Origin of the sequence: Methanosarcina barkeri 3 (assembly GCF_000970305.1) — an archaeon.
Classification (GTDB): Archaea; Halobacteriota; Methanosarcinia; order Methanosarcinales; family Methanosarcinaceae; genus Methanosarcina; species Methanosarcina barkeri_A.
Window position 1 is genome coordinate 3,424,205 of sequence record NZ_CP009517.1, and the last position, 19,390, is coordinate 3,443,594.

The following is a 19,390-nucleotide window of genomic DNA, read 5'->3' on the forward strand; positions in this document are numbered from 1 at the left end:
TCCTCAAAAGACAATACTTATCCATCAAGATATGAGTCTGGAAAGAAATATATTAGGGAAATAAACAAATAATTGATTCTTCATCCTTTCAGGTAATTGGTTTTTTGTCCTCCCCAAGTTTATGAAGAATAGAGTTTTTGAGATTCAAAGCATTTGTGTCTTCCGCATTAATTCTTAAAGTGTTCTCTACTGCAGCCAGTGACTGCTTATATCTTCCGAGTTCAAAGAGAATAGACCCTTTGTTGAACCAGGCTTCAGGTCTGTTTGGGTTACCCTGCAGCGTTTTATCAAATGCCTTTAATGCTTTTTCAGGCCTATCAAGCATATAAAGAGTAGAACCTTTGAAACTCCAAACGTTTTCATTTTTAGGGTTAATCTCAAGAGACTTATCAAGTGCTTCTAAAGCCTCTTCATATCTACCAAGAGTATAAAGAGCAGAGCCTTTATAGCTCCAGATATCTGCATTATCCGGGTTGATTTCAAGACATTTATCAAATTCTTTCAGCGCTCTCACATACTTATCCGATTCGTAAACCTGCCTGTCTCTGTACCCCTTACCGGACACTTCAGGAGAGTTATATGGGAGAGTATTCAACTCTTTAATCAGACTTTCATCTTGTAGTGTAGACAACATATTTTTATATTTCTGGATTTCAACGTCCTCTGGATAGAGTGAAAGGATCTCATTAAGTGTATCCAGTGCCTCTTTATATCCTCCAAGCTTGAATAAAGCAAGAGCCTTGAACTTAAGTGCATATTTGTAGTTTATATTGTCACTCTTTTTCCATAGGTACAGGTTTTCTTTAGAAATTACCTCTGGTATAGTTTCCAGGGCATTGTCAAAAGCTTCTATTGAACCTCCGTACTTGCCGGTTTTATAGAGTACTGTACCTTTAATCAGCCAAGCCTCAGTAAAATATTGATCGTCAGTTATTTCTTTCTCAAGAAAAGCAAGTATTTTCTTAATAGTAAAGCTGCTCTCATCTTCTAATGAAAAGTCTTCATCCTGCATTAAAGACCCGATGATGTCAATGACTTCAATATCTTTTTTTCTTCCTTCATACGTTTCTAATCCGATAAACTCCTCTTCATAAAATGAGTCTCTCTTAGAGTGATGAAACTCACGACCTTTATCCGTTGCACTCATACTATCAGAACCCGAAAATATGCTTGTCAGAATTCATTGCCAGAACTCATTATCAGAATTCATTGCCAGAACTCATTATCAGAATTTATTGTCAGAATTCATTATCAGAATTCATTATCAGAATTTATTGTCAGAATTCATTATCAGAATTTATTGTCAGAATTCATTATCAGAATTTATTGTCAGAATTCATTATCAGAATTCATTTGTCAGAATTGATTATCAGAATTTTACTTAATCACTTGTCAAACGAGATTTGTTGGCTTTACTAAGCTCGCTGACCTTAAACCTGCACTGGTTCTCATTAACCCGAAATATTTCCCAAGAAGATATATTTCCCACGGATATATATTTGCAATGTAATATTAAAACATACTTTTTGAAAAAAGATATTGGAAAAAGTAGAGCTCCCTGATAAAAAGGTTTGATGAAAAAAATCAAGATTTACTTAGCCGCTGATGTCGGATTCTGAGAGAATTTGACAAATTCAAAAATAAATCAGATTTCAATTAAAGTCTTGGAGTCACTTTTGTTATTAAATAATCGATGGTCGTTTGAAATTTGACTAAGAAAAGTAAATTTAAATTGTTGGATTAGCAGTTCCTTATATGATCCACCAGTTCTTTTACGCTTTAACTCTCTATTAGGCTCTTTTACGTTTAACTTTCTGTTATACTGCATCAAGGTCTACAGCTCTGGCTTCAGGAAAACTTTCAACGAGCATCCGTACGGTTTCGGGATGACAAGTGAAATAAAAAATCTGGTTGTCCGATGCAAGATCCTTTATGGCTTCACAGGTACTTTTGCAACGTACAGGATCAAAGTTCACCAGAACGTCATCAAAAACAATTGGAAGAGATTCCGAATGTCGGCCGAATTCTCTAATGAAACCGAAGCGTAGAGAGAGATAAAGCTGTTCGGCCGTTCCCCGACTGAGTTCCTGGATGCTCTTTTGATGCCCATTCCGGTCTTCAACATAAATTTCGGTAGAGTTGAGTGGAGAATAAATCCTTGTGTACCTGCCTCCGGTAATTTTTAAGAAAAAAGCCTGGGCTTCCACGATAACTGCAGGCTGTCTTTCCTTTTCATAGACTTTGACTGCTTTAGCAAGGATTTCCCGGGCTAAAACCAGAGAAGCCCATTCCCTTGACTTTTCGTGGAGTTCTTCCAGCAGGCTTTCCTGCATTACCCTTGCCAGGGAACCTTCACTTCCATGTTCAAGCTGTTCAATCTGGTTTCGTATCGCTCCACGACTGTCTATAGCATTCGAGATCTCCTGTTCCAGGGTTTTCAGGCACTCCTCAAGCCTGCAATTCTCGTCTTTCAGGCCTGAGAGATCAGAGGCTTGCAGCTCTTCCACTAAAAGCTTGTACTCTTCGTCATCTCTGGAAACCCGCCGGATTTGCTGTTCAGCTTCTCTTTTCCTGTTTTCCAGCTCGGTTCGTTGAGTCCAGAACCGAGCGTTTTCGTAGAATTCTTCTTCCGTCTCTGCATAACCGGAATTAAGAAGAAACGCAAGCTCTTCTGCAGCCTCTTCATACTTATCCCTGGCTGCCTGAAGTTCAATATTGAGTTCTTTCGATTTCGTTTTCAGCTGCTGAAGGTTTCTTGCCTCATCGGATGCCTTTTCAAGGTCTAAACGGAGTTTTTCAACCTGGGAGTCAAAAGAGAGTCCGGAAAGAGGAAGTCCACACTCTTGCAGGACTCCAGCCACCTTTGCTTCATAGGCTTCTATCGAGTTTTTGCTGGAATCTATCTGTTCTTCAAGTTTTCGGATAGCTCGCTGTCTATCAAAGCATGTCCGAATTACCGAAAATATTTCAAGCACACTTTCTACTGAAAGCGAGGGGTCAAGCCCGTAAGTCTCAAGCCAGTTATTCCACTTTTCTGATATGGTTTCACGTACTCTTTTTTCCTCTTGGAGCCGGGCTTCTAGCTCTTGTTTTTTACGGTTAAGGTCTTCAGACTCAACCTCAAGTTTTCTCACTCTTTCAGCCTGGTTAAATGCAAAACTTACATCCTCCCGCAGCTTTGCGATTTCACTCTCTAGTGTAATTCCTGAAAAGAACCTTCCACAAGCCTCCAGAATACTAAAGGTTTTTTCTTCGTATTTTTTAACAGCAGCTTCTTTGAACTTTACCTGTTTTTCCAGTTCTATTATATTCTTTTGTTTTTCCAGGCAGGAACTGATCGCAGAAAGGAGTTCAAGCACATGCTCGGGAGAGAGCTCAGGGCTGAGCCCTGAAGAAACAAGCCACACTTTCCATTCCTGGAGAACTTCTTCCTGCTTTGCCTCTTCGGCCCTGAGAGTTTCCTTGAGTCCGATGTAACTTGCATTTAACTTATCCAGCTTCTTCTGGAGCTTTTCCTCCCTCTGGAATAGCTCCGAGGCAGTCTTTAACTCAACCATGACTTTCTGCAACTCATTGGCTTTCTGTTCTCGTATTGAGGAATCAGGAATGTCTTCAAAACCACACTTTTTTGCACAGGTTTTCATGGATACTTTCAATGTAGTAATCTCTCGGTATAACTTTTCTTTTGAGTCCTGCACACTTTGTTTTCGGGATTCGGTGTTCTCCGGGTGTTCTCCTCCGGCGAGGGGGATCGAGGAGTTATTAGTTGCTTTCAAGAAATATACAGCCGCCGTAGCAAAAAGAAGTAAAAATATCACAAGTCCGGAAAGCAGAGTGCCGTTAATGCTCTCGTAAATCAGGCCAATGCAGCCTGCAAGCAGAATCATTCCTGCAGGCCAGAGGGGAAGTCCGCCTTCATGTTCGGTTTCCCGGTGTCCTAAAGCTGCAAAAAACATCTCTTCTTTTTCCAGGTTTTTGAGTTCACCTTCTTTTTCCTTCAGTAGAGGTTGAGTAACCCTGAGATAACTTACAGCTTCAAGCTCCTGTTTTACCTCTTCAAGTCTGGGAAGAGTCAAGTATACCTCAAATCTCTCTTTCAGAGCCTCGATTTCCTCGCAGACTTCTCTAATTTCCTCAAAAGCAAGTTTAAGCCTGTCATGGTACCTCTCAATTGTTTTTTCTGCCTCATCCATTTCCCTTCGTTTTCTGAGTACAGTTTCTTTTGAAAAAGTGGAGTACTCGAAAAGATCAAGGACAGTTTCATCCCATCCCTCCTCAAGTCCTGAAAGAGTTTTCCTGAGTTCAGACTTTCTGTCCTGAAGTTCCTGAGTTCCGGAAAGGAGAAAGTCCTTATCAGCCTGGTATTTTTCGATTCCGTTTCCAAGTTCGATAACCCGGTCTCTGTGTACAAGGAGGCCTTCTTCAAAAAGATCATTTTCCTGGAGTATCCTTTCGATGCTGTTAAGGACTTGCTGAAGTTCGTTTCTGGTCTCTTTTACTTTATCTTCAATTTCCTCTACTGACCTTCGCATCTGAATAACTGATTCCTTTGCAGGGATAGAGCGGTCAAAGCGATCCAGAGCATCTTCATTCCAGGTTGGACCGAGTTCCAGAAGAAGCTCAGTAAGCCCGGCTTTTTCCTGCCTGAGGTTTATTTCCAGAGAAGGAAGCATTTTTTCTTCAGACCTGTACTTTTCAATTCCGCTTCTCAGTTCCAGCACCGAATCTTTTTGCTGCAGAAGGTTTTCGTCAGGGGAAAGGCTTATTTCTTTAACAGCATTTTTATCCAGTTCCTGCTGCAGCCTCGAGATAGTCTCCCTTATTTCCCCAATTCGCTCCTGGAGCCTTGTAAGCTTTTCCTCCCCTTTTTCAGGGAAACTTTCAAGCTCAGGTAAGCTTTCAAGGGTTGTTTTTGATTCATTGAGGACTTTCCAGTCTTCCCAGACGGAAATCAAGTTTTGCATGTGGTTTAGTTTTTTCCTTATATTCTGAGACTTTTGTTTTAATTGGTTAATTTCCAGAGTTTTCTGTTCCATTTCGAAATGAAGCGAATCGTATTTCTTCTGGGCTCCCTCAAGTTCTGAAATTTTTACTTCAGTTTTTCCTATTTCCCTTAATAGCTCATTTATAAGAGGTTTGCTACCTCTAGGCCTATACAGATTGTTTTCAATGCTGCTGATCGAATTCATCAGTCCTGAAATAGGAACTCCAACTCCTGTACCAGCACTGTAGAGTTTACTGTTGATGCTCCGGTCGTTAAGGGTTTCGAAATTCTGTAATTCTTCAAGGCCAAAGGCATAGATATTTTCAAAGACATTTCTGTCCGCATAGCCTAGTAGTTTAAGGAGGTCAGCCCTGCCTCCTATATTCCCATCCGGAAGTAAAACCTTTACATCTTCTTTTCTGCCTGCATTTCTCTCTATGACCCATCGGTCTCCGGTAGAATCAATCACCGCAAGCCTTCCTCCATGCTTTCCCCCTTCAAGTGGAGGATAGAGGTTGCAAAGCCTTGTGTTAGGTGTACCGAAAAACATTCTACGAATAAAAGTAAATAATGTCGATTTTCCTGCCTCATTTGCCCCTGTAAAAACGACCAGACCTGAGGGAAGATCTTCCATAGAGAAGCTGGAAAACTTGCCGAAGCCATCAATGTGGATGGCATTAATTTTCATTATCTTCCTCCGTAAGTAAGGCATCAAGCAGGATATTTTCAGCTCGCTGAAGCAGAGAATTCATCTCTTCGTTATCAATTCTGGAAATATATTTTCTTCCGTTCCTGGAACTAAAAAATAGAGGTGAAAGAAACTCACGGAACTCATTTCGGGCTTTTTCATCAGTCTTCAAGCCCTCTACAATTTTTACCAGATCTCCTACAAAATCTTCCCTTTTCAGAAGAAGCTCTCTTTCTACCGGAAAGAACGTCTCATTTTCAATGCGCTCTATCCAGATGAACTGTTTACTCCAGGTTTCTCCTTCCCTGAGCAAACGCAGGAGATCCTCAAGAAATCCCTCCTGCCTGAGAATGTAATGCAGTGGTCCCCTTCCTTTAAGAATAAACCTGCAAATAGCAGATCTTCCTCCTGACTTTTCCCTTATATCGTCAAGCTGGCTTTGAAGACTTTCTATTAACTCCCCTTCTTTTTCCAGACCTTCTATGGAAATTTCCCTGATATGCCAGCGGACAGAATCGGTCTCTATAAACCTGGTAGAAGTATCTCCTCCTGAGGAAACATCCACAAAAAAGCATCCCCTTGCCCCGGTTTCACCGGGATGCCTGCCCTGCGGATTTCCGGGATATATCACAACCGGAGCTTCTTTGCAAACTATAGAAGGAGTATGGATGTGGCCAAGAGCCCAATAATCATAATTGAGCTCCCTGAGGTCCTGCAGGGTACAGGGTGCATAAGGATCATGTTCAGGGTTACTTCCCACGCTGCAATGCAGCAACCCTATAGTAAACGGCCAGTTATCTTCTTTTCTTGGAAAGTCTTTTACAAGATTTTTCACTATGTGCTGTGTCGGATAGCTCATCCCCACTATGACGGCGGCAGTTTCCCCTTCTTTATTGAATTCCACAACCTCGGCCCCTTCCCCACTCATGATATGTACATTTTCGGGCCATGTAAGGCTTGCAGACCAGCCGTCAAGAGGATCGTGGTTCCCATGGCAGATAAAAACCTGAATTCCGACGGTTTCGAGCCTTCTGAGCCCCTCTATAAACTTCACCTGAGCATAAAGACTCTTATCGGCACTGTCATACACATCTCCCGCAATAAGCAGAAAGTCGACTTCTTCATCCACACAGAGATCTATAATTGCCTCATAAGCCTGAAAGGTAGCTTTCGCAAGCCTTTCCCCAAGCTCAGGATCAATACCGGAGATCCCAGTAAATGGACTGTCAAGATGTAAATCCGCAGCATGAACAAAACTCAAAGTTCCGGCTCTGCCAACATCCGCCGACATATTTGTTTTTTTCATTGGAGATACCACTAACATATTTATAATATTTATACCTCCAACTGTATATAAACCCAGTTAAATGTTCTGATTTGAAAGCTTTAAAAACAGATAATTAAACTCATATTCCAGCAGTATTTTTTCGAAAATCAATATTTTTCCAGATAATGTTTTTGAGGCAGACAGATTAAAACAGGAAAAATTCAGAAATATGAAGTTTTATTGCAGAAAATGGGAAAAAATGTGAAAACAAGATAGAAACAGAATATAAAAACAGCATGAAAAAAGATGAAAAACGAGATTTTTAACCCTACGTTGAAAAATAAAATCATACTTTCAAGTAAAAATGTACAGATCGATTACCTTTTTAGAAATTCAATAACCTCTTTCTCAGACTTTGCATATCGAGATATAGGAGGTTTGGATTTTTCATTCTTCTCAAATAGAAAATGTAACTTATTAATGGCAACAGGGTCTGATATGTATAAAGTGTTTTGTTCCAGATATCTCGAAGCCATTTCTACACCCCTTATCGTTTAGTCCTGCCTTTTAACAACTATATGTGTTCTTATTTGATATATGTTCTTTCCCCTAATCATTCCCTATTTAAATATTTTACCAATTGCATTCTCTCTACCCCGTCCTCCTGCAATTCTGACTGTAATTCTATAAATCCATTGTCTTTATAAAATTTCACCACAGAAGCGGCTTCTTTATTTGCTTCAAGCCAGACAATGGTTCCTCCCAATAACCCCATGCAGTCATAAACAATGTTTACGGCTTCATCAAGCAGGTATCTTCCTTCAAAATTGTGTTTAAACATGTCATTTTTCCCTAATTGGGCAATAAAGTACGAAGGAATACCTTCCTGTTCTCTAAGCAGGTTCATATCCTTTTTTGCTTCCTGCTCAACTTGCTCTGGTCTACTCTTAGTATTTTCAAAGCCAGGGCAAAAAATCCAAGGACGCAGAAGTTTTCGTCGTCGCTATTCTTCCTATCAAGTATAAGATATGACCTGCATATTGATTTGTCATCAAATTTGTTCATGTTGCGCCGCACAAAATCCTGAATATCAGGGTCCTTTACGCAGTAGAAACTGCTCAGTGTCCTGTTTACTTTCTCTTTATCAGCGAACTCTGTAAGTTGTTTATACGAAACAACAATCGGATCAAGCTCAAGCTCAAAAGAGTTAAAATAATCCTTTATCCCAATCAGCTCAATATCTTCCAGTTTGCTTTCTCCAGGTAACTGTGAATTTAAAAACTCCATGCCTTCAGAACTTATGCAAATTAGCCCATCTAACCCATCCTGAATGAACCGTATCATTTTCAGGTACTTGAAAACCCAGTAGATTTCCTCCTTGAATTCAAAGATCTCATCACCCGAACCTTCCTGCCGAAAACCAATCTTAACTTTAAAGTCCTCAACCAGTTTTGCTTCAAGGTCAGAATACTTGTACCCCTCAGACCTGCACATATTCTTGATCATCTGACTGATGACAGTTTCAAAACACGGCAGCTTAACGTTTTGTCCGCTCAAAGTTATCAGGTCCCTGAGAATGAAGAAAAATAGTAAGCAGTAAATGCTTCAACCGGTATTAAATTTTACCAACGCCAATAAAAAGAATACTAAAATATCTCCAAGGTAAAAGAAAAAGCCCTTTTAATTCCTTCTTATTTATAAGCCATTAGTTATGTCTTTGCAAATGTTTGAAGGAAATATCAACAATACCTAAACAATTATAGATAACTCTCTTCAAAGCCTCCTCTGAAAGATTCTATATGCATGAACTGCGAACCCTGAATATGGATAAAAAAATGTTTGTTGGTGTAGACGGGTGCAAAGCTGGTTGGTTTGCAGTTGCACTAACAGAAACTGACAGTTTTGGTGTATTTCAGTTTTCTAAAATCTCGGATCTCTGGAACTATTTTTATGACGGCAAAATTAATGTGCGTATACTTGTGGACATTCCTATTGGTTTAATAGACAGCAAATCTAATTTCAAGAGAAGATCCTGTGATGTAGAAGCTCGAAGATTACTAAGACCCTACAGGCAATCCAGCGTTTTTCCAACTCCCTGTAGGGAAGCCATCTATGCAAAAAGTTATGAAAATGCTTGTGACATCAACGAAGAAATTACAGGCAAACGGCTTACAAAACAAACATGGGGAATCGTTCCGAAAATAAGAGAAATGAATGATTTTCTTATAGCCGCAGATTCTGCGAAGGAAAAAATAATAGAAACCCATCCTGAAATTTGCTTCTGGGCTCTTGCCGGAAAACCAATGGAACATTCTAAAAAGGAGCGGGAAGGTTTTAACGAAAGAAAGAAGCTGTTGCAAGAAATTTGCACTTCCACAGACGAAATCGTGCAGGATGCTCTTTCCAAATACAGGCGTAAAGATGTGGCAAAAGATGATATTCTTGATGCTCTGGTCGCCTCTGTAACAGCAAAATTATCTTTTCAGAGGGGACTGAGATCTGTTCCTGAAATTTCTGAAAAAGATTCTCAAGGGCTTCCTGTGCAGGTGGTTTATACAACGGTTTGCTGATAGGATTCACAGTTTCGGAAACTGAAGTTACAAAGATCAAGCCCAGGGATTGCAAGATCAAAATGAACCTTCAATAAGGAAAGAAAACTCTCATTATTTTAAAAACACGTATAGAACTTATTCATCCAATTGTCCAAAACAGTCAAAACATGAGATAATTTTTAATTTACTACCACATTAAGATGATTAATGGCACCTTTGTGCATATCTACGGAGGGTGGGCTGATAATTATAGTTTAGTAATTCTTGCTGATAATTTTAGTAGATTGATCGTTTGTGTTTCTATACTGCTAAGTATTTTTCAGAACCTAAACACTACTGGTTTTTTCTATATTTAAAGTCTAAGCTCGATTTGCCCACACCAGATCCAGGCGTAGTCAAATATTCCGTAATTGTTCAAAAAATTCATTTTTAAATAATTACCTGGAAAATATATTTTTATCAGATTTAAGCAATATAATAAGTGCGGTAAGCTAGTAAAAAGTTATTTGAATTCCACTAACTATGAGCTTATCCCAAAACCGATTAATTCCCAAACCTATGAAATTCCAAAATTATTTTCGTGATCAGAAAATCGGTTGATTCTTTGGAATCTGGATTCTGGGAAATGATGTTAAGTTTTGGGGTTAGCTCTATTACAAGTTCAAACATATACATCAATTACATAACAAACTTGGGGTAACCTTCATTTATCGAGAATACATATGGCAAAAGTATCGTAATGACTAGATTTAGCATAAGGGATGCAAAGGTATGGTCACAGATAAAATTACGGGCAGAAAGAAAATACAAGCGCCAATAGGTAAGCAGATACCAAAAGGAAAACAGGTGCTAAAAGGGAAAAAAACACCAGAAGAGAGTCCGAAACCGGAAGGGGAGAAAGAACCTAAAGGGGAAAAAGAAGCGGAAGGGGAAAAAAAACCAGAAAGGGAAAAAGGACCGGAAGGAAAACAAAAGATAGAAGAAAAAACAAAACTCGAAGATCAACAGAAACAAACAGAAAACTTTCCTATAGTGGGCATTGGCGCATCTGCTGGTGGGCTGGGGGCGTTTGAAGCATTCTTTTCAGGTATTCCCAAAAAGGTCAATCCTGGAGTAGCCTTTATAATAGTACAGCATCTTGACCCAAAATACAAGAGCATTCTCACTAGCTTAATAGGGCGCTACACAGACCTGCAGGTTTATGAGATAGAGGAAGGGATGAAGGTCAAGCCTAACTGTGTCTATGTTATTCCGCCTAACAGCGACTTGATTTTCCGCGAGGGTCTGCTCCACTTAATCGAACCGGTCGAGCCACATGGTCGCCGTATGCCTATCGATTTCTTCTTCCGCTCCCTAGCTGAGGAAAAAAAAGAGTCAGCTATCGGTATTATACTCTCAGGTACCGGCAGTGACGGAACATTAGGAATACGGGCAATCAAAGCTGAAGGCGGCATGGTAATGGCCCAAACTCCCGAGTCCAGTGAATATGACAGCATGCCGCGCAGTGTCATCAACACAGGTCTGGCAGACTATGTTCTGCCGCCAAAAGAAATGCCTGCCCAGCTCATTTCCTATTTAAGCCAGGTTTTTGGGAAAAAGTCCTATCCGATAAGAAGGACAGAAGATTCGATGAACAGGATATTCAACCTATTATTTACCCAGACAGGTCATGACTTTTCCCATTACAAAAAGGGCACTATCACCCGGCGTATCGAGCGACGTATGGCCGTTCACTCAATTAAGCTTGTGGATGAGTACTTGCACTATTTAGAGCAAAAACCTGCCGAAATAGAAGCGTTATTCCGTGACTTCTTAATTAGCGTCACCAGTTTCTTCCGTAATCCCAAGGCTTTCGATGCGCTTCAGGAAGAAGTTATCCCTAAAATTTTTGCCGAAAAGAACATACACGAAACAGTACGAATTTGGGTACCTGGCTGTTCCACAGGTGAAGAAGCTTATTCAATCGGCATCTTACTCCAGGAACATATGGAGGCATTGAGACGGACTTTCAAAATACAAATTTTTGCAACGGATATTGACAGTCGGGCTATCGAACGTGCCCGTACAGGTATATATCCTGCCAGTATAGCCGTCGATATATTACCTGAACGGTTGGAACGCTTCTTTGCCATAGGTCCGGATGGAAACTATCGCATTCATAAAAATATCCGTGAAATGGTAATTTTTTCCGAGCATGATCTTACTAAAGATCCACCATTCTCAAAGCTCGACCTGTTAAGCTGTCGCAATGTACTGATTTACATGGATGGGGAACTGCAGAAGAGACTTATTCCCATCTTTTACTATGCATTGAACCCCGGTAAGTTTCTGTTTCTTGGTTCTTCCGAGACCATCAATGGGTTCACGAGCCTATTTGATACACTTGATCGCAAGGCAAAGCTATATCAAAGAAGGCAGAACATTGGAACAGGACAGATCCATTCCATAGCGTCATATATTCCACCAAAATTGGGGATTAAAGAGGTTCAAAAAAATCCAGATGAGATTCTTATTCCAAGCAAACCTAAATTTCGAGAGGTAGCTGAAAAGATCTTGCTTCAAAATTATGCTCCTGTAGGTGTGCTAGTAAACGAAAAAGGAGACATCCATTATATACATGGGCGTACTGGCATGTACTTAGAACCAGCTCCAGGTGAAGCTGAAATAAATAATATTCTGAAGATGGCACGCGAAGGACTGCAACAGAGGATGTCCATTGCCCTGCACAGAGCAGTAAGTGATAAAAAACCGTTATTCTACCATGGAGTACAGGTCAAAACGAATGGCGATTTTACTAGTATTAATCTGACAATAATACCTGTAGTTGCGACTCCTTACGCAGCTGAAGGGCCAGACCTGTTCTTAGTCATATTTGAGGAGCCTCCAAAATGGGAGCAGAAAAAAAATAGAGGAGGAAGCTTCCGAAAATGGAAAGGGCGAAGCTTATGGATGCACAACAGAAACTGATACAAAAACCTTGAAGTTGATGGAGAAATTGCGGATTAAGGAAGAGGAACTCAAAGCCACCAATGAGGAACTGGAGACATCCACAGAAGAACTCAAATCCTCCAATGAAGAAATGCAGTCGGTAAATGAGGAATTACAGTCCTCAAATGAGGAACTGGAGAGCTCAAAAGAAGAGCTGCAGTCAGTTAACGAGGAACTATCTACTGTTAATGCTGAACTACAAAATAAGGTAGCCGATCTATCTCAGGCTAATAACGATATGAACAACCTGCTTGCTGGTACGGATATAGGTACTATTTTCGTGGATTATGGAATGCGCATTATGCGTTTTACTCCTGCAGTCACAAACCTGGTTAACCTTATCTCGACTGATGTGGGAAGGCCAATCTGGGATATTGTCCCTAAAATTTTGGGATATGACCGCCTGATAGAAGATATAAGAGAAGTACTTGACAAACTGACGACCAAAGAACTTGAAGTCCAAACCAAGGACAATTTGTGGTTCCTGATGCGCATCAAACCTTATCGTACCCTTGATAACATTATAAAAGGAGCGGTGGTTACCTTTATTGACATTACCGAGTTGAGAAAGTCGAAGGAAGCACTGGAGGAATCTAAGGTTATAGTTGACCGCCTTGCCCGCCTTGCCGTGGTTGTGCGCGATTCTAACGATGCCGTAACTCTTCAGGATCTTGAGGGCCGCATCCGTGCCTGGAATCCAAGGGCCGAGAAAATGTACGGATGGAGCGAAGCCGAGGCTCTAAAAATGAACATTAGCAGCTTGATTCCTGAGAACCGGAAGGAAGAAGAGTTGAATATGGTGAAAAAGCTTAGCCAGGCCGAATTTCTGGAACCTTACCAAACTCAGCGTCTCACGAAGGACGGTAGGATAGTGGATGTGTGGCTAACTGCCAGTTCATTAGTGGACGAAAACAATAATGTATATGCTATTGCGACCACAGAGAGAGAAATCAAAAAATAAAGTATGGAAAGGAAAGACCGTGACTAAAAAATCTATCCAGACAGATAGCTGAGTTTCTCTTGTTCTGATTAGGATGGCCACGATCTTTTTCACTACGCCCAAGATAATTAATACTCAACTGGTTCAATTGGGGCAGAATTCTCGTTCTCATTTTTTAAATACTTTATAATCCAGTCTTTTATTTCCACGTAAACCTCATCGGCTACATTGTCTAATTCATGTCCAGCTTTAGCGTCATATATTTCTATTCTTTTAGGTTCATGTGCCAGATCATAGGCTTGTACTGAAATATCAGGAGATAGAATTTCATCCTCCTCACCGTGAATCAGGAACACTGACGTGCTTTTTGGAAGAAAAGAGATTGGAGCAGTTCCATATCCTTGAGTTGAGAGCATAACTATGGTTTTTACATTCTCATTGTTAAAGGCAGCCTGAACAACGACTGCACTTCCAAAAGAGTGCCCTATCAAACCAAAAACTCCAACATTTTCTGATTTTAAAAACTCCATTCCTACAAGAACATCTATTAAAGCTTCTGACAAATCTTTTGGATTCCTGAATTTAATCCTTAGTGAACTTATGCCTACCTCTTTTAGATCGACAGACAAACGTGGGTACAGTTTGTCTGCAGGGCTGTCAAAGCCTCCGGTTACTCCCGTAACCATAATTACTCCTTTATCTGTCCCCTCTGCCCTGTAGTAAGCACAATCTACCCTGCCACGGCTGGTATCTATCTTGACGAATTCATACGAATCCTTTTGTTCTCTTTCTACGTCGAGAATAACGGTTTGGATCTCTTGTTTTTCGATTTTAACTATCTCTGTTCCCTGTAGTTTTGTGCCCCTCAATCCCATATTCTGCATAGATGTAGTTCAGACTTTTACCTATTATCACTTTTGGATAACATTAAATTTTTAACAATAACTCACTCTTAAAATAAGTGATATGTAGGCAGTTTACCCTGGATTATAAATCTTCCGTTACTTTAAAAGTAATTACAAATTCTGTCCCACAATCTCGATTAAGTTTAATTTCTCCGTCCAGCTGATCAACAAGAAGGCTTACTAATTGTAATCCGAGAGACTCAACATTTTCGAATTCCACATTTTCAGAAATTCCTTTTCCGTTATCCGAAATTGTCAGGTTGAAAAGAGATTTGTGCGTTTCATTATTCTTTTCTTGCCTGCAAAGCCGGATTTGGATTTCACCCTTTTCACCTTCATTAAATGCATATTTGAGTGAGTTAGAAAAAAGTTCATTGACAATTATTCCTAGGGGGACAGCAATATCCATATCAAAGAATGCATTCTCTTCCAGGTCCATATTCAGGTGGACATTTTCACTTCTAAGGCTGTAAGTCTGCAAAAGATTTTTAGCTAAATTTTTGATGTATTCCGAAAAGTTTAGTGTATCGGTCCCTTTCCCTTTATAAAGTTCTTCATGGATAAGAGACATCGAAAGAACTCTGTTTTGACTTTCTCCAAAGGCTTCGAGAATCTCCGAGTCTTTAATACACTCTTTATCCTGGAACTTTTCAGCCTGTAGATCAAGAAGGGACGAAATTACCTGCAGGTTATTCTTGATTCGATGATGAATTTCCTTTTTACGAGCAGTTTCAATATTTTGAAGAGTTTTTTCTGTCTCTTTTTTTTCAGTCACATCATAAATCGTACCCTGGTAGAACTCTGATTTTTGATCTGTTTCTTTGATTTTCTGGAAAATTTCATGAATCCATCTGATTCTTCCATCCCTGTGTCTGATTCGATATTCAATGTTTCCATAACCTGTGGATGGAAATTTGTGGACTTTTTCTTCTTCTTTGAAAACGAGAGGTAAGTCATCTTCATAGATTAAGTCTTTCCACTTGATCCGTGTAATTAGCTCCCTTTCCGTATACCCGGTGATTTCTTCAACAGCCCCATGAAGAAACATAGGAACAAAGTTTTCATCACGCTGGTAAATAATCCCCTGGAAATTCTGTGCAAAAGATCGGTATTTCTCTTCACTCTCTTCTACTTTTTTAATTGCAAGTTTCCAATCCGTAATATCTTTAATTACTCCTATAGCCTCGTAAGGCCGACCCTCATTATCCGTAAGGTAGATCCCTTTATTTTCTATATAAATATATGTTCCATCTTTTCGTCTCAACCTTAGTTCTTCTTTAAATCTATTTGTAGTCTCTCTGATATTCTGGTGTTTTACGTCTACAAAGTTCCCATTTAAAGACTCAATATTTGTACTCCAAACATACTTGCCAAGCTTCTGAAATTCTTCAAATTTATATCCTGTAACTTCTTCTATGGCACCTACCCAACTACATTTATCTGTTATTAAATCATAGTCATATATCAACTGCCCTGTCTGTTGTGTGACAACTCTATATATTTCCTCACTTTTCTGGAATCTTTCTTTTGATCTTTTACTTTTAGATAAATCCTTAGCGATGATTAAAACAGCCATTGGATTTCCAGAATCCTCGAAAATTGGAGAAAGAGTGAGTGAGACGTCTATTATTTTACCGTTTTTTCTTAACTGTAAAGTCTCATAATGATGTATTCTGTCTTCCTGTTTAACGAGTTCAGTTAATTCTTTTACTTCTTCAACTAATATGGGTGGATCAAGGATAGATACGGACTTTCCCAAAATTTCTTTAGCCGAATAACCATAAATTCGCTCCGCACCTCTACTCCAGCTGGTAATAGTTCCATCGAGGGACTCAGTTATAATTGCATCATCAGACAACTCCATAATATCTGCAAGTATCTGAGTATTGTACTCTGCCTTTCTCCACCTGGAGTTTTCAATCTGTTCCCACTTCCCGTCTCTCTTGATTAAAGCAAATTTATGTTTGGAAACCACGTCAATAACTTCAGTTGCACTAAGTCTGTCAAGAGAATAGGTGCAGAGATATGTTATATGGTAGTTACCGATGATTCTATCTATTTCTTTGTTATAATTGTCAAGATCATTCCAGTTTTCTTTTTTCAACCATGAAACGTCTTCGGTCAGCCTCACTCCGTCATAACCTTTGATTAAGGCCTGGTTAAGCTTCTCAATCCAGACATTTAGGACTTTCTCGGAATTAAGAATTCCATTTTCAGAGTACCAGCTCATGCAAGAGATAAACTCAATTTGCCCTTTTTCAAGACAAGTATCAATATCAGGAACGACTTTTCTAAGAGCTTCTTTTGCTTCTTCTATATCCAAAAGCTGTGAGGTGATCCAGAGGCAAAATTCATTGTTTTCTAATCCTGCTTTGAAATAAGAAACTAAAGTATCTACTAAATCTTCTTTTGTCTGATAGAGTTGACAGAAATGTGTTCCCCAAAAAATATCTTTAGTAATATCAGTACCGGAGACCCTACTATCGTGTCCCATTTTTCTTCTCCAAAACAAAGGTTCGAAGTAAAAGATCCCTATTTTACCAATTCCAATTTATATTGTAATTATATTGTAATTTAATTTCTTTTTATTTAGTTCTTTTTTAATTAGATTAAAAAGTGTTTTTATATTTAATTACCATAATATAACCGACCATATCCTAAGAAGGAATGTAAAAAGGCAGTAACAAAGTTTGAAAAGAGAAGCCCAGGATCACATCCATTTGCTGAGTTTATAAATGAGTTTCTTTTAGTTTATACTCTTTCAAGCAAATAAATTGTTTAGAGGAAAGACTAACGATTCCCAGGTAATTATTTTAGTGGAAAATGACATCCTTCCCAGTTCTACTACCTAACTTCACCATATACAAAAAAGAGAAATTATTTTAAATTAATTATATAAAATATTGTTTCCAAGCAAATAATGTTTTCACACAAGAAGTTTTAAAGGCATTGAAAATTTAGGCGTTAACTGATAGTATAATGAGAATTCCGATAAACCTAATAATATCAAGAAGTTACTGATATACTATTTATAAATAACCAGCCATAAATTGGAGTTTATCGAAATTCCCTAATGATTATTTTGAAAATAGTGCAGGTTTCATATAGCACTTAAAAGCAGTAACTTTGATTTCGTAATCCGAACCACTGCAAACTAATGAAAAGAAAAATTTAGTGCGAGGGATGGGATTCGAACCCACGAATTCCTACGAAACTAGGCCCTCAACCTAGCGCCTTTGACCTGGCTGGGCAACCCTCGCATAGCGATATCTTACAAATAAAGAATATGAAATTCTTTACAAAAGTAACTTTTAGAAACGTATTAAAATTAAAGTTTTTGAAGTTAAGTATTTTAAGTTGACAGATTAAGAAATTTAGTGCGAGGGATGGGATTCGAACCCACGAATTCCTACGAAACTAGGCCCTCAACCTAGCGCCTTTGACCTGGCTGGGCAACCCTCGCATTTCGTGTTAATCTGTGTTATAAATCTATGTTTAGTGCTGTTTCGTTATGAATATCCGGCGCGCTTTACGCCTTGCACTCCCTCACAATATCATGGATAATATATAAACATTTCGAGTCGTGAAGGTCACAGGGAATAAGTTTTGGAAGAATAACTAATTAGACAAAATGACTTCTATAGTATTCAGGTATATAATAATAATAATAATAATAATAATAATAATAATAATAGATTAAGTGTAGAGAGTCCAGAGAAATGTCTACTCATTGAAATATTCAGGGCTCTATGTACCTTTAACTCCAAAAAATTGGGTATGGGCCTATCCGAGCTTGAGCTCAGAACTGGTCCAGAATGCTTAAGAGTTCTTCAGCTTTGCCTTTGACCACATCTGCTGCATTAAGGGCAAGGTCTTTAGCTGTGTAAGAACCATCGGACTCCATTGTAAACACAAAAGCATTCTCATCGAAGCTAATATTTATCGCGTTAATATCACAGACCTGTTCGCAGAGCCTGCAAAGTGAGCATTTCAGGACATCTTCGCTAGAAACTTTAGCCCCTGAGTCCTCAAACCGTATAATGCCTTTCGGACATTCGACTGCACAGTGCCCGCATGCATCACAGTTTTCAATGGTTATAACAGGCACGTTCTTGTAACCGCAAGCAACTCCTGCCTGCCATTTAACACTGTCTCTGCCGTAGCCCATATGAGCAATAGCCTCAAGCACAAGCTTCTGACCTTTTTTCAGCTCAACGATCGGGATATTTGGATCAGCAGGCTGTATTTTCGGGTCAGAGGAGATAAGATCCCGTGAATAAACCGTGCCCGGACCTTCTGCGCTCAGGGTTAAGGAAACCTCGCAGGCAGGACAGCCCTCTCCTCCGCAGACGTCGCATTCTGCCTGTGGCACATACGTCTCTACATCCGTAACAAGCGGGATTAAGGACAGACGTAGAGCCAGCTGCTCATCATAGAGTACCGAGGTGTTGTCATAAAGGTTCACATATTCAATCGCAAGCGTTGGTACATCTGCGACCATCGCGCGCCGAATGCCGTTGGCAAAAGATGTGCTAACTTTTGAAAGCACGAATTTTGCAGATCTATCCGATAACTCCAGAATGTCTACTTCCATCGTCATATTCCTTAATTTCCCTTATATTTTGATAACATTGAAAAAGAGAGTTTTAGGAGAATTTCTTCAGAAATTCTCTGAAAAATTCTCTTATACACGTCTTCCGCCTTTCGGGCGAGTACCATCGTGCGGGACAGGAGTGACATCTTCAATCCTGCCAATCCGGATTCCTGCTCTTGCAAAAGCCCTGATTGCAGCCTGAGCGCCAGGGCCCGGACTTCTCTGCTTGTTCCCGCCAGGTGCTCTTACCCTTATATGGATGCCGTGGATACCTTTGTCCCTGAGCTGGTCAGCAAGCTGGCCTGCCATCTGCATGGCAGTATAAGGAGAGCTCTCGTCTCTTGCAGCTTTTACAACCATACCACCGGAAGACTTTGCAATAGTCTCAGCTCCTGTGATATCGGTTACAGTAATGATCGTGTTGTTAAATGAAGATTTGATGTGAGCTACGGCCCATTTCATGTCTGCCATG

At 39.7% G+C, this 19,390-nt stretch carries 12 protein-coding genes and 2 tRNA genes; 3 read left to right on the forward strand and 11 right to left on the reverse strand.

The window, feature by feature from the left end:
- Positions 1–88: 88 nt before the first annotated feature.
- The 5 genes from MSBR3_RS13900 to MSBR3_RS21135 form a co-directional block, all read right to left on the reverse strand.
- Positions 89–1,147: a tetratricopeptide repeat protein gene (locus MSBR3_RS13900; protein WP_048108834.1), complete on the reverse strand. Its 1,059-nt coding sequence runs from the start codon at positions 1,145–1,147 to the stop codon at positions 89–91.
- Positions 1,148–1,817: 670 nt separating this feature from the next.
- Positions 1,818–5,672, reverse strand: a complete 3,855-nt coding sequence (locus tag MSBR3_RS13910) for an AAA family ATPase (protein ID WP_048108836.1) — start codon at positions 5,670–5,672, stop codon at positions 1,818–1,820.
- The gene (locus MSBR3_RS13915) at positions 5,662–6,978 is read right to left on the reverse strand and encodes a metallophosphoesterase family protein (protein WP_230627496.1); all 1,317 of its coding nucleotides are present in this window, start codon (positions 6,976–6,978) and stop codon (positions 5,662–5,664) included. The genes MSBR3_RS13910 and MSBR3_RS13915 overlap by 11 nt, the downstream gene beginning before the upstream one ends.
- 574 nt (positions 6,979–7,552) lie before the next feature.
- Positions 7,553–7,846 carry a hypothetical protein gene (locus MSBR3_RS21130; protein ID WP_230627498.1) on the reverse strand — a complete coding sequence of 98 codons (294 nt, stop codon included), beginning with the start codon at positions 7,844–7,846 and terminating at the stop codon, positions 7,553–7,555.
- Entirely contained in the window at positions 7,843–8,496 is a 654-nt protein-coding gene (locus MSBR3_RS21135) for a hypothetical protein (RefSeq protein WP_230627500.1), read from the reverse strand. Before MSBR3_RS21135 ends, MSBR3_RS21130 begins: the two co-directional genes overlap by 4 nt.
- A 266-nt stretch (positions 8,497–8,762) precedes the next feature.
- Between MSBR3_RS21135 and MSBR3_RS13925 the strand changes: the two genes are divergently transcribed.
- The 3 genes from MSBR3_RS13925 (at position 8,763) to MSBR3_RS21140 (ending at position 13,440) form a co-directional block, all read left to right on the forward strand.
- Positions 8,763–9,509 (forward strand): DUF429 domain-containing protein, encoded by a 747-nt coding sequence (locus MSBR3_RS13925; protein ID WP_230627502.1) that lies wholly within the window; start codon positions 8,763–8,765, stop codon positions 9,507–9,509.
- Positions 9,510–10,262: 753 nt separating this feature from the next.
- Positions 10,263–12,458: a chemotaxis protein CheB gene (locus MSBR3_RS13930; RefSeq protein WP_230627504.1), complete on the forward strand. Its 2,196-nt coding sequence runs from the start codon at positions 10,263–10,265 to the stop codon at positions 12,456–12,458.
- A gap of 28 nt (positions 12,459–12,486) precedes the next feature.
- A complete protein-coding gene (locus MSBR3_RS21140; protein WP_230627506.1) occupies positions 12,487–13,440 on the forward strand; it encodes a PAS domain-containing protein in 954 nt (317 codons plus the stop codon).
- Positions 13,441–13,547: 107 nt separating this feature from the next.
- Here MSBR3_RS21140 and MSBR3_RS13935 read toward each other — a convergent pair whose 3' ends face one another.
- The 6 genes from MSBR3_RS13935 to MSBR3_RS13960 all read right to left on the reverse strand — a co-directional run bounded on the left by MSBR3_RS13935 (position 13,548) and on the right by MSBR3_RS13960 (position 19,389).
- Positions 13,548–14,303 (reverse strand): alpha/beta hydrolase family protein, encoded by a 756-nt coding sequence (locus MSBR3_RS13935; RefSeq protein WP_230627508.1) that lies wholly within the window; start codon positions 14,301–14,303, stop codon positions 13,548–13,550.
- A 103-nt stretch (positions 14,304–14,406) separates the two neighbouring features.
- Positions 14,407–16,818: a PAS domain S-box protein gene (locus MSBR3_RS19030; protein WP_052723418.1), complete on the reverse strand. Its 2,412-nt coding sequence runs from the start codon at positions 16,816–16,818 to the stop codon at positions 14,407–14,409.
- Between the two features lie 681 nt (positions 16,819–17,499).
- Positions 17,500–17,584, reverse strand: a tRNA-Leu gene (locus MSBR3_RS13945).
- Positions 17,585–17,702: 118 nt separating this feature from the next.
- A tRNA-Leu gene (locus MSBR3_RS13950) sits at positions 17,703–17,787 on the reverse strand.
- Positions 17,788–18,123: 336 nt separating this feature from the next.
- Positions 18,124–18,924 carry a DNA-directed RNA polymerase subunit D gene (locus MSBR3_RS13955; protein WP_048108837.1) on the reverse strand — a complete coding sequence of 267 codons (801 nt, stop codon included), beginning with the start codon at positions 18,922–18,924 and terminating at the stop codon, positions 18,124–18,126.
- 84 nt (positions 18,925–19,008) lie between these two features.
- A complete protein-coding gene (locus MSBR3_RS13960) occupies positions 19,009–19,389 on the reverse strand; it encodes a 30S ribosomal protein S11 (protein WP_011305118.1) in 381 nt (126 codons plus the stop codon).
- Between the last annotated feature and the right edge of the window lies 1 nt (position 19,390).

Coding starts and splice junctions, on each gene's coding strand:
- MSBR3_RS13900 (WP_048108834.1), bottom strand. CDS start 1,147: ATGAGTGCAACGGATAAAGGTCGTGAGTTTCATCACTCTAAGAGAGAC.
- MSBR3_RS13910 (WP_048108836.1), bottom strand. CDS start 5,672: ATGAAAATTAATGCCATCCACATTGATGGCTTCGGCAAGTTTTCCAGC.
- MSBR3_RS13915 (WP_230627496.1), bottom strand. CDS start 6,978: ATGAAAAAAACAAATATGTCGGCGGATGTTGGCAGAGCCGGAACTTTG.
- MSBR3_RS21130 (WP_230627498.1), bottom strand. CDS start 7,846: ATGAACCTGCTTAGAGAACAGGAAGGTATTCCTTCGTACTTTATTGCC.
- MSBR3_RS13925 (WP_230627502.1), top strand. CDS start 8,763: ATGGATAAAAAAATGTTTGTTGGTGTAGACGGGTGCAAAGCTGGTTGG.
- MSBR3_RS13930 (WP_230627504.1), top strand. CDS start 10,263: ATGGTCACAGATAAAATTACGGGCAGAAAGAAAATACAAGCGCCAATA.
- MSBR3_RS13935 (WP_230627508.1), bottom strand. CDS start 14,303: ATGCAGAATATGGGATTGAGGGGCACAAAACTACAGGGAACAGAGATA.
- MSBR3_RS19030 (WP_052723418.1), bottom strand. CDS start 16,818: ATGGGACACGATAGTAGGGTCTCCGGTACTGATATTACTAAAGATATT.
- MSBR3_RS13955 (WP_048108837.1), bottom strand. CDS start 18,924: ATGACGATGGAAGTAGACATTCTGGAGTTATCGGATAGATCTGCAAAA.
- MSBR3_RS13960 (WP_011305118.1), bottom strand. CDS start 19,389: ATGGCAGACATGAAATGGGCCGTAGCTCACATCAAATCTTCATTTAAC.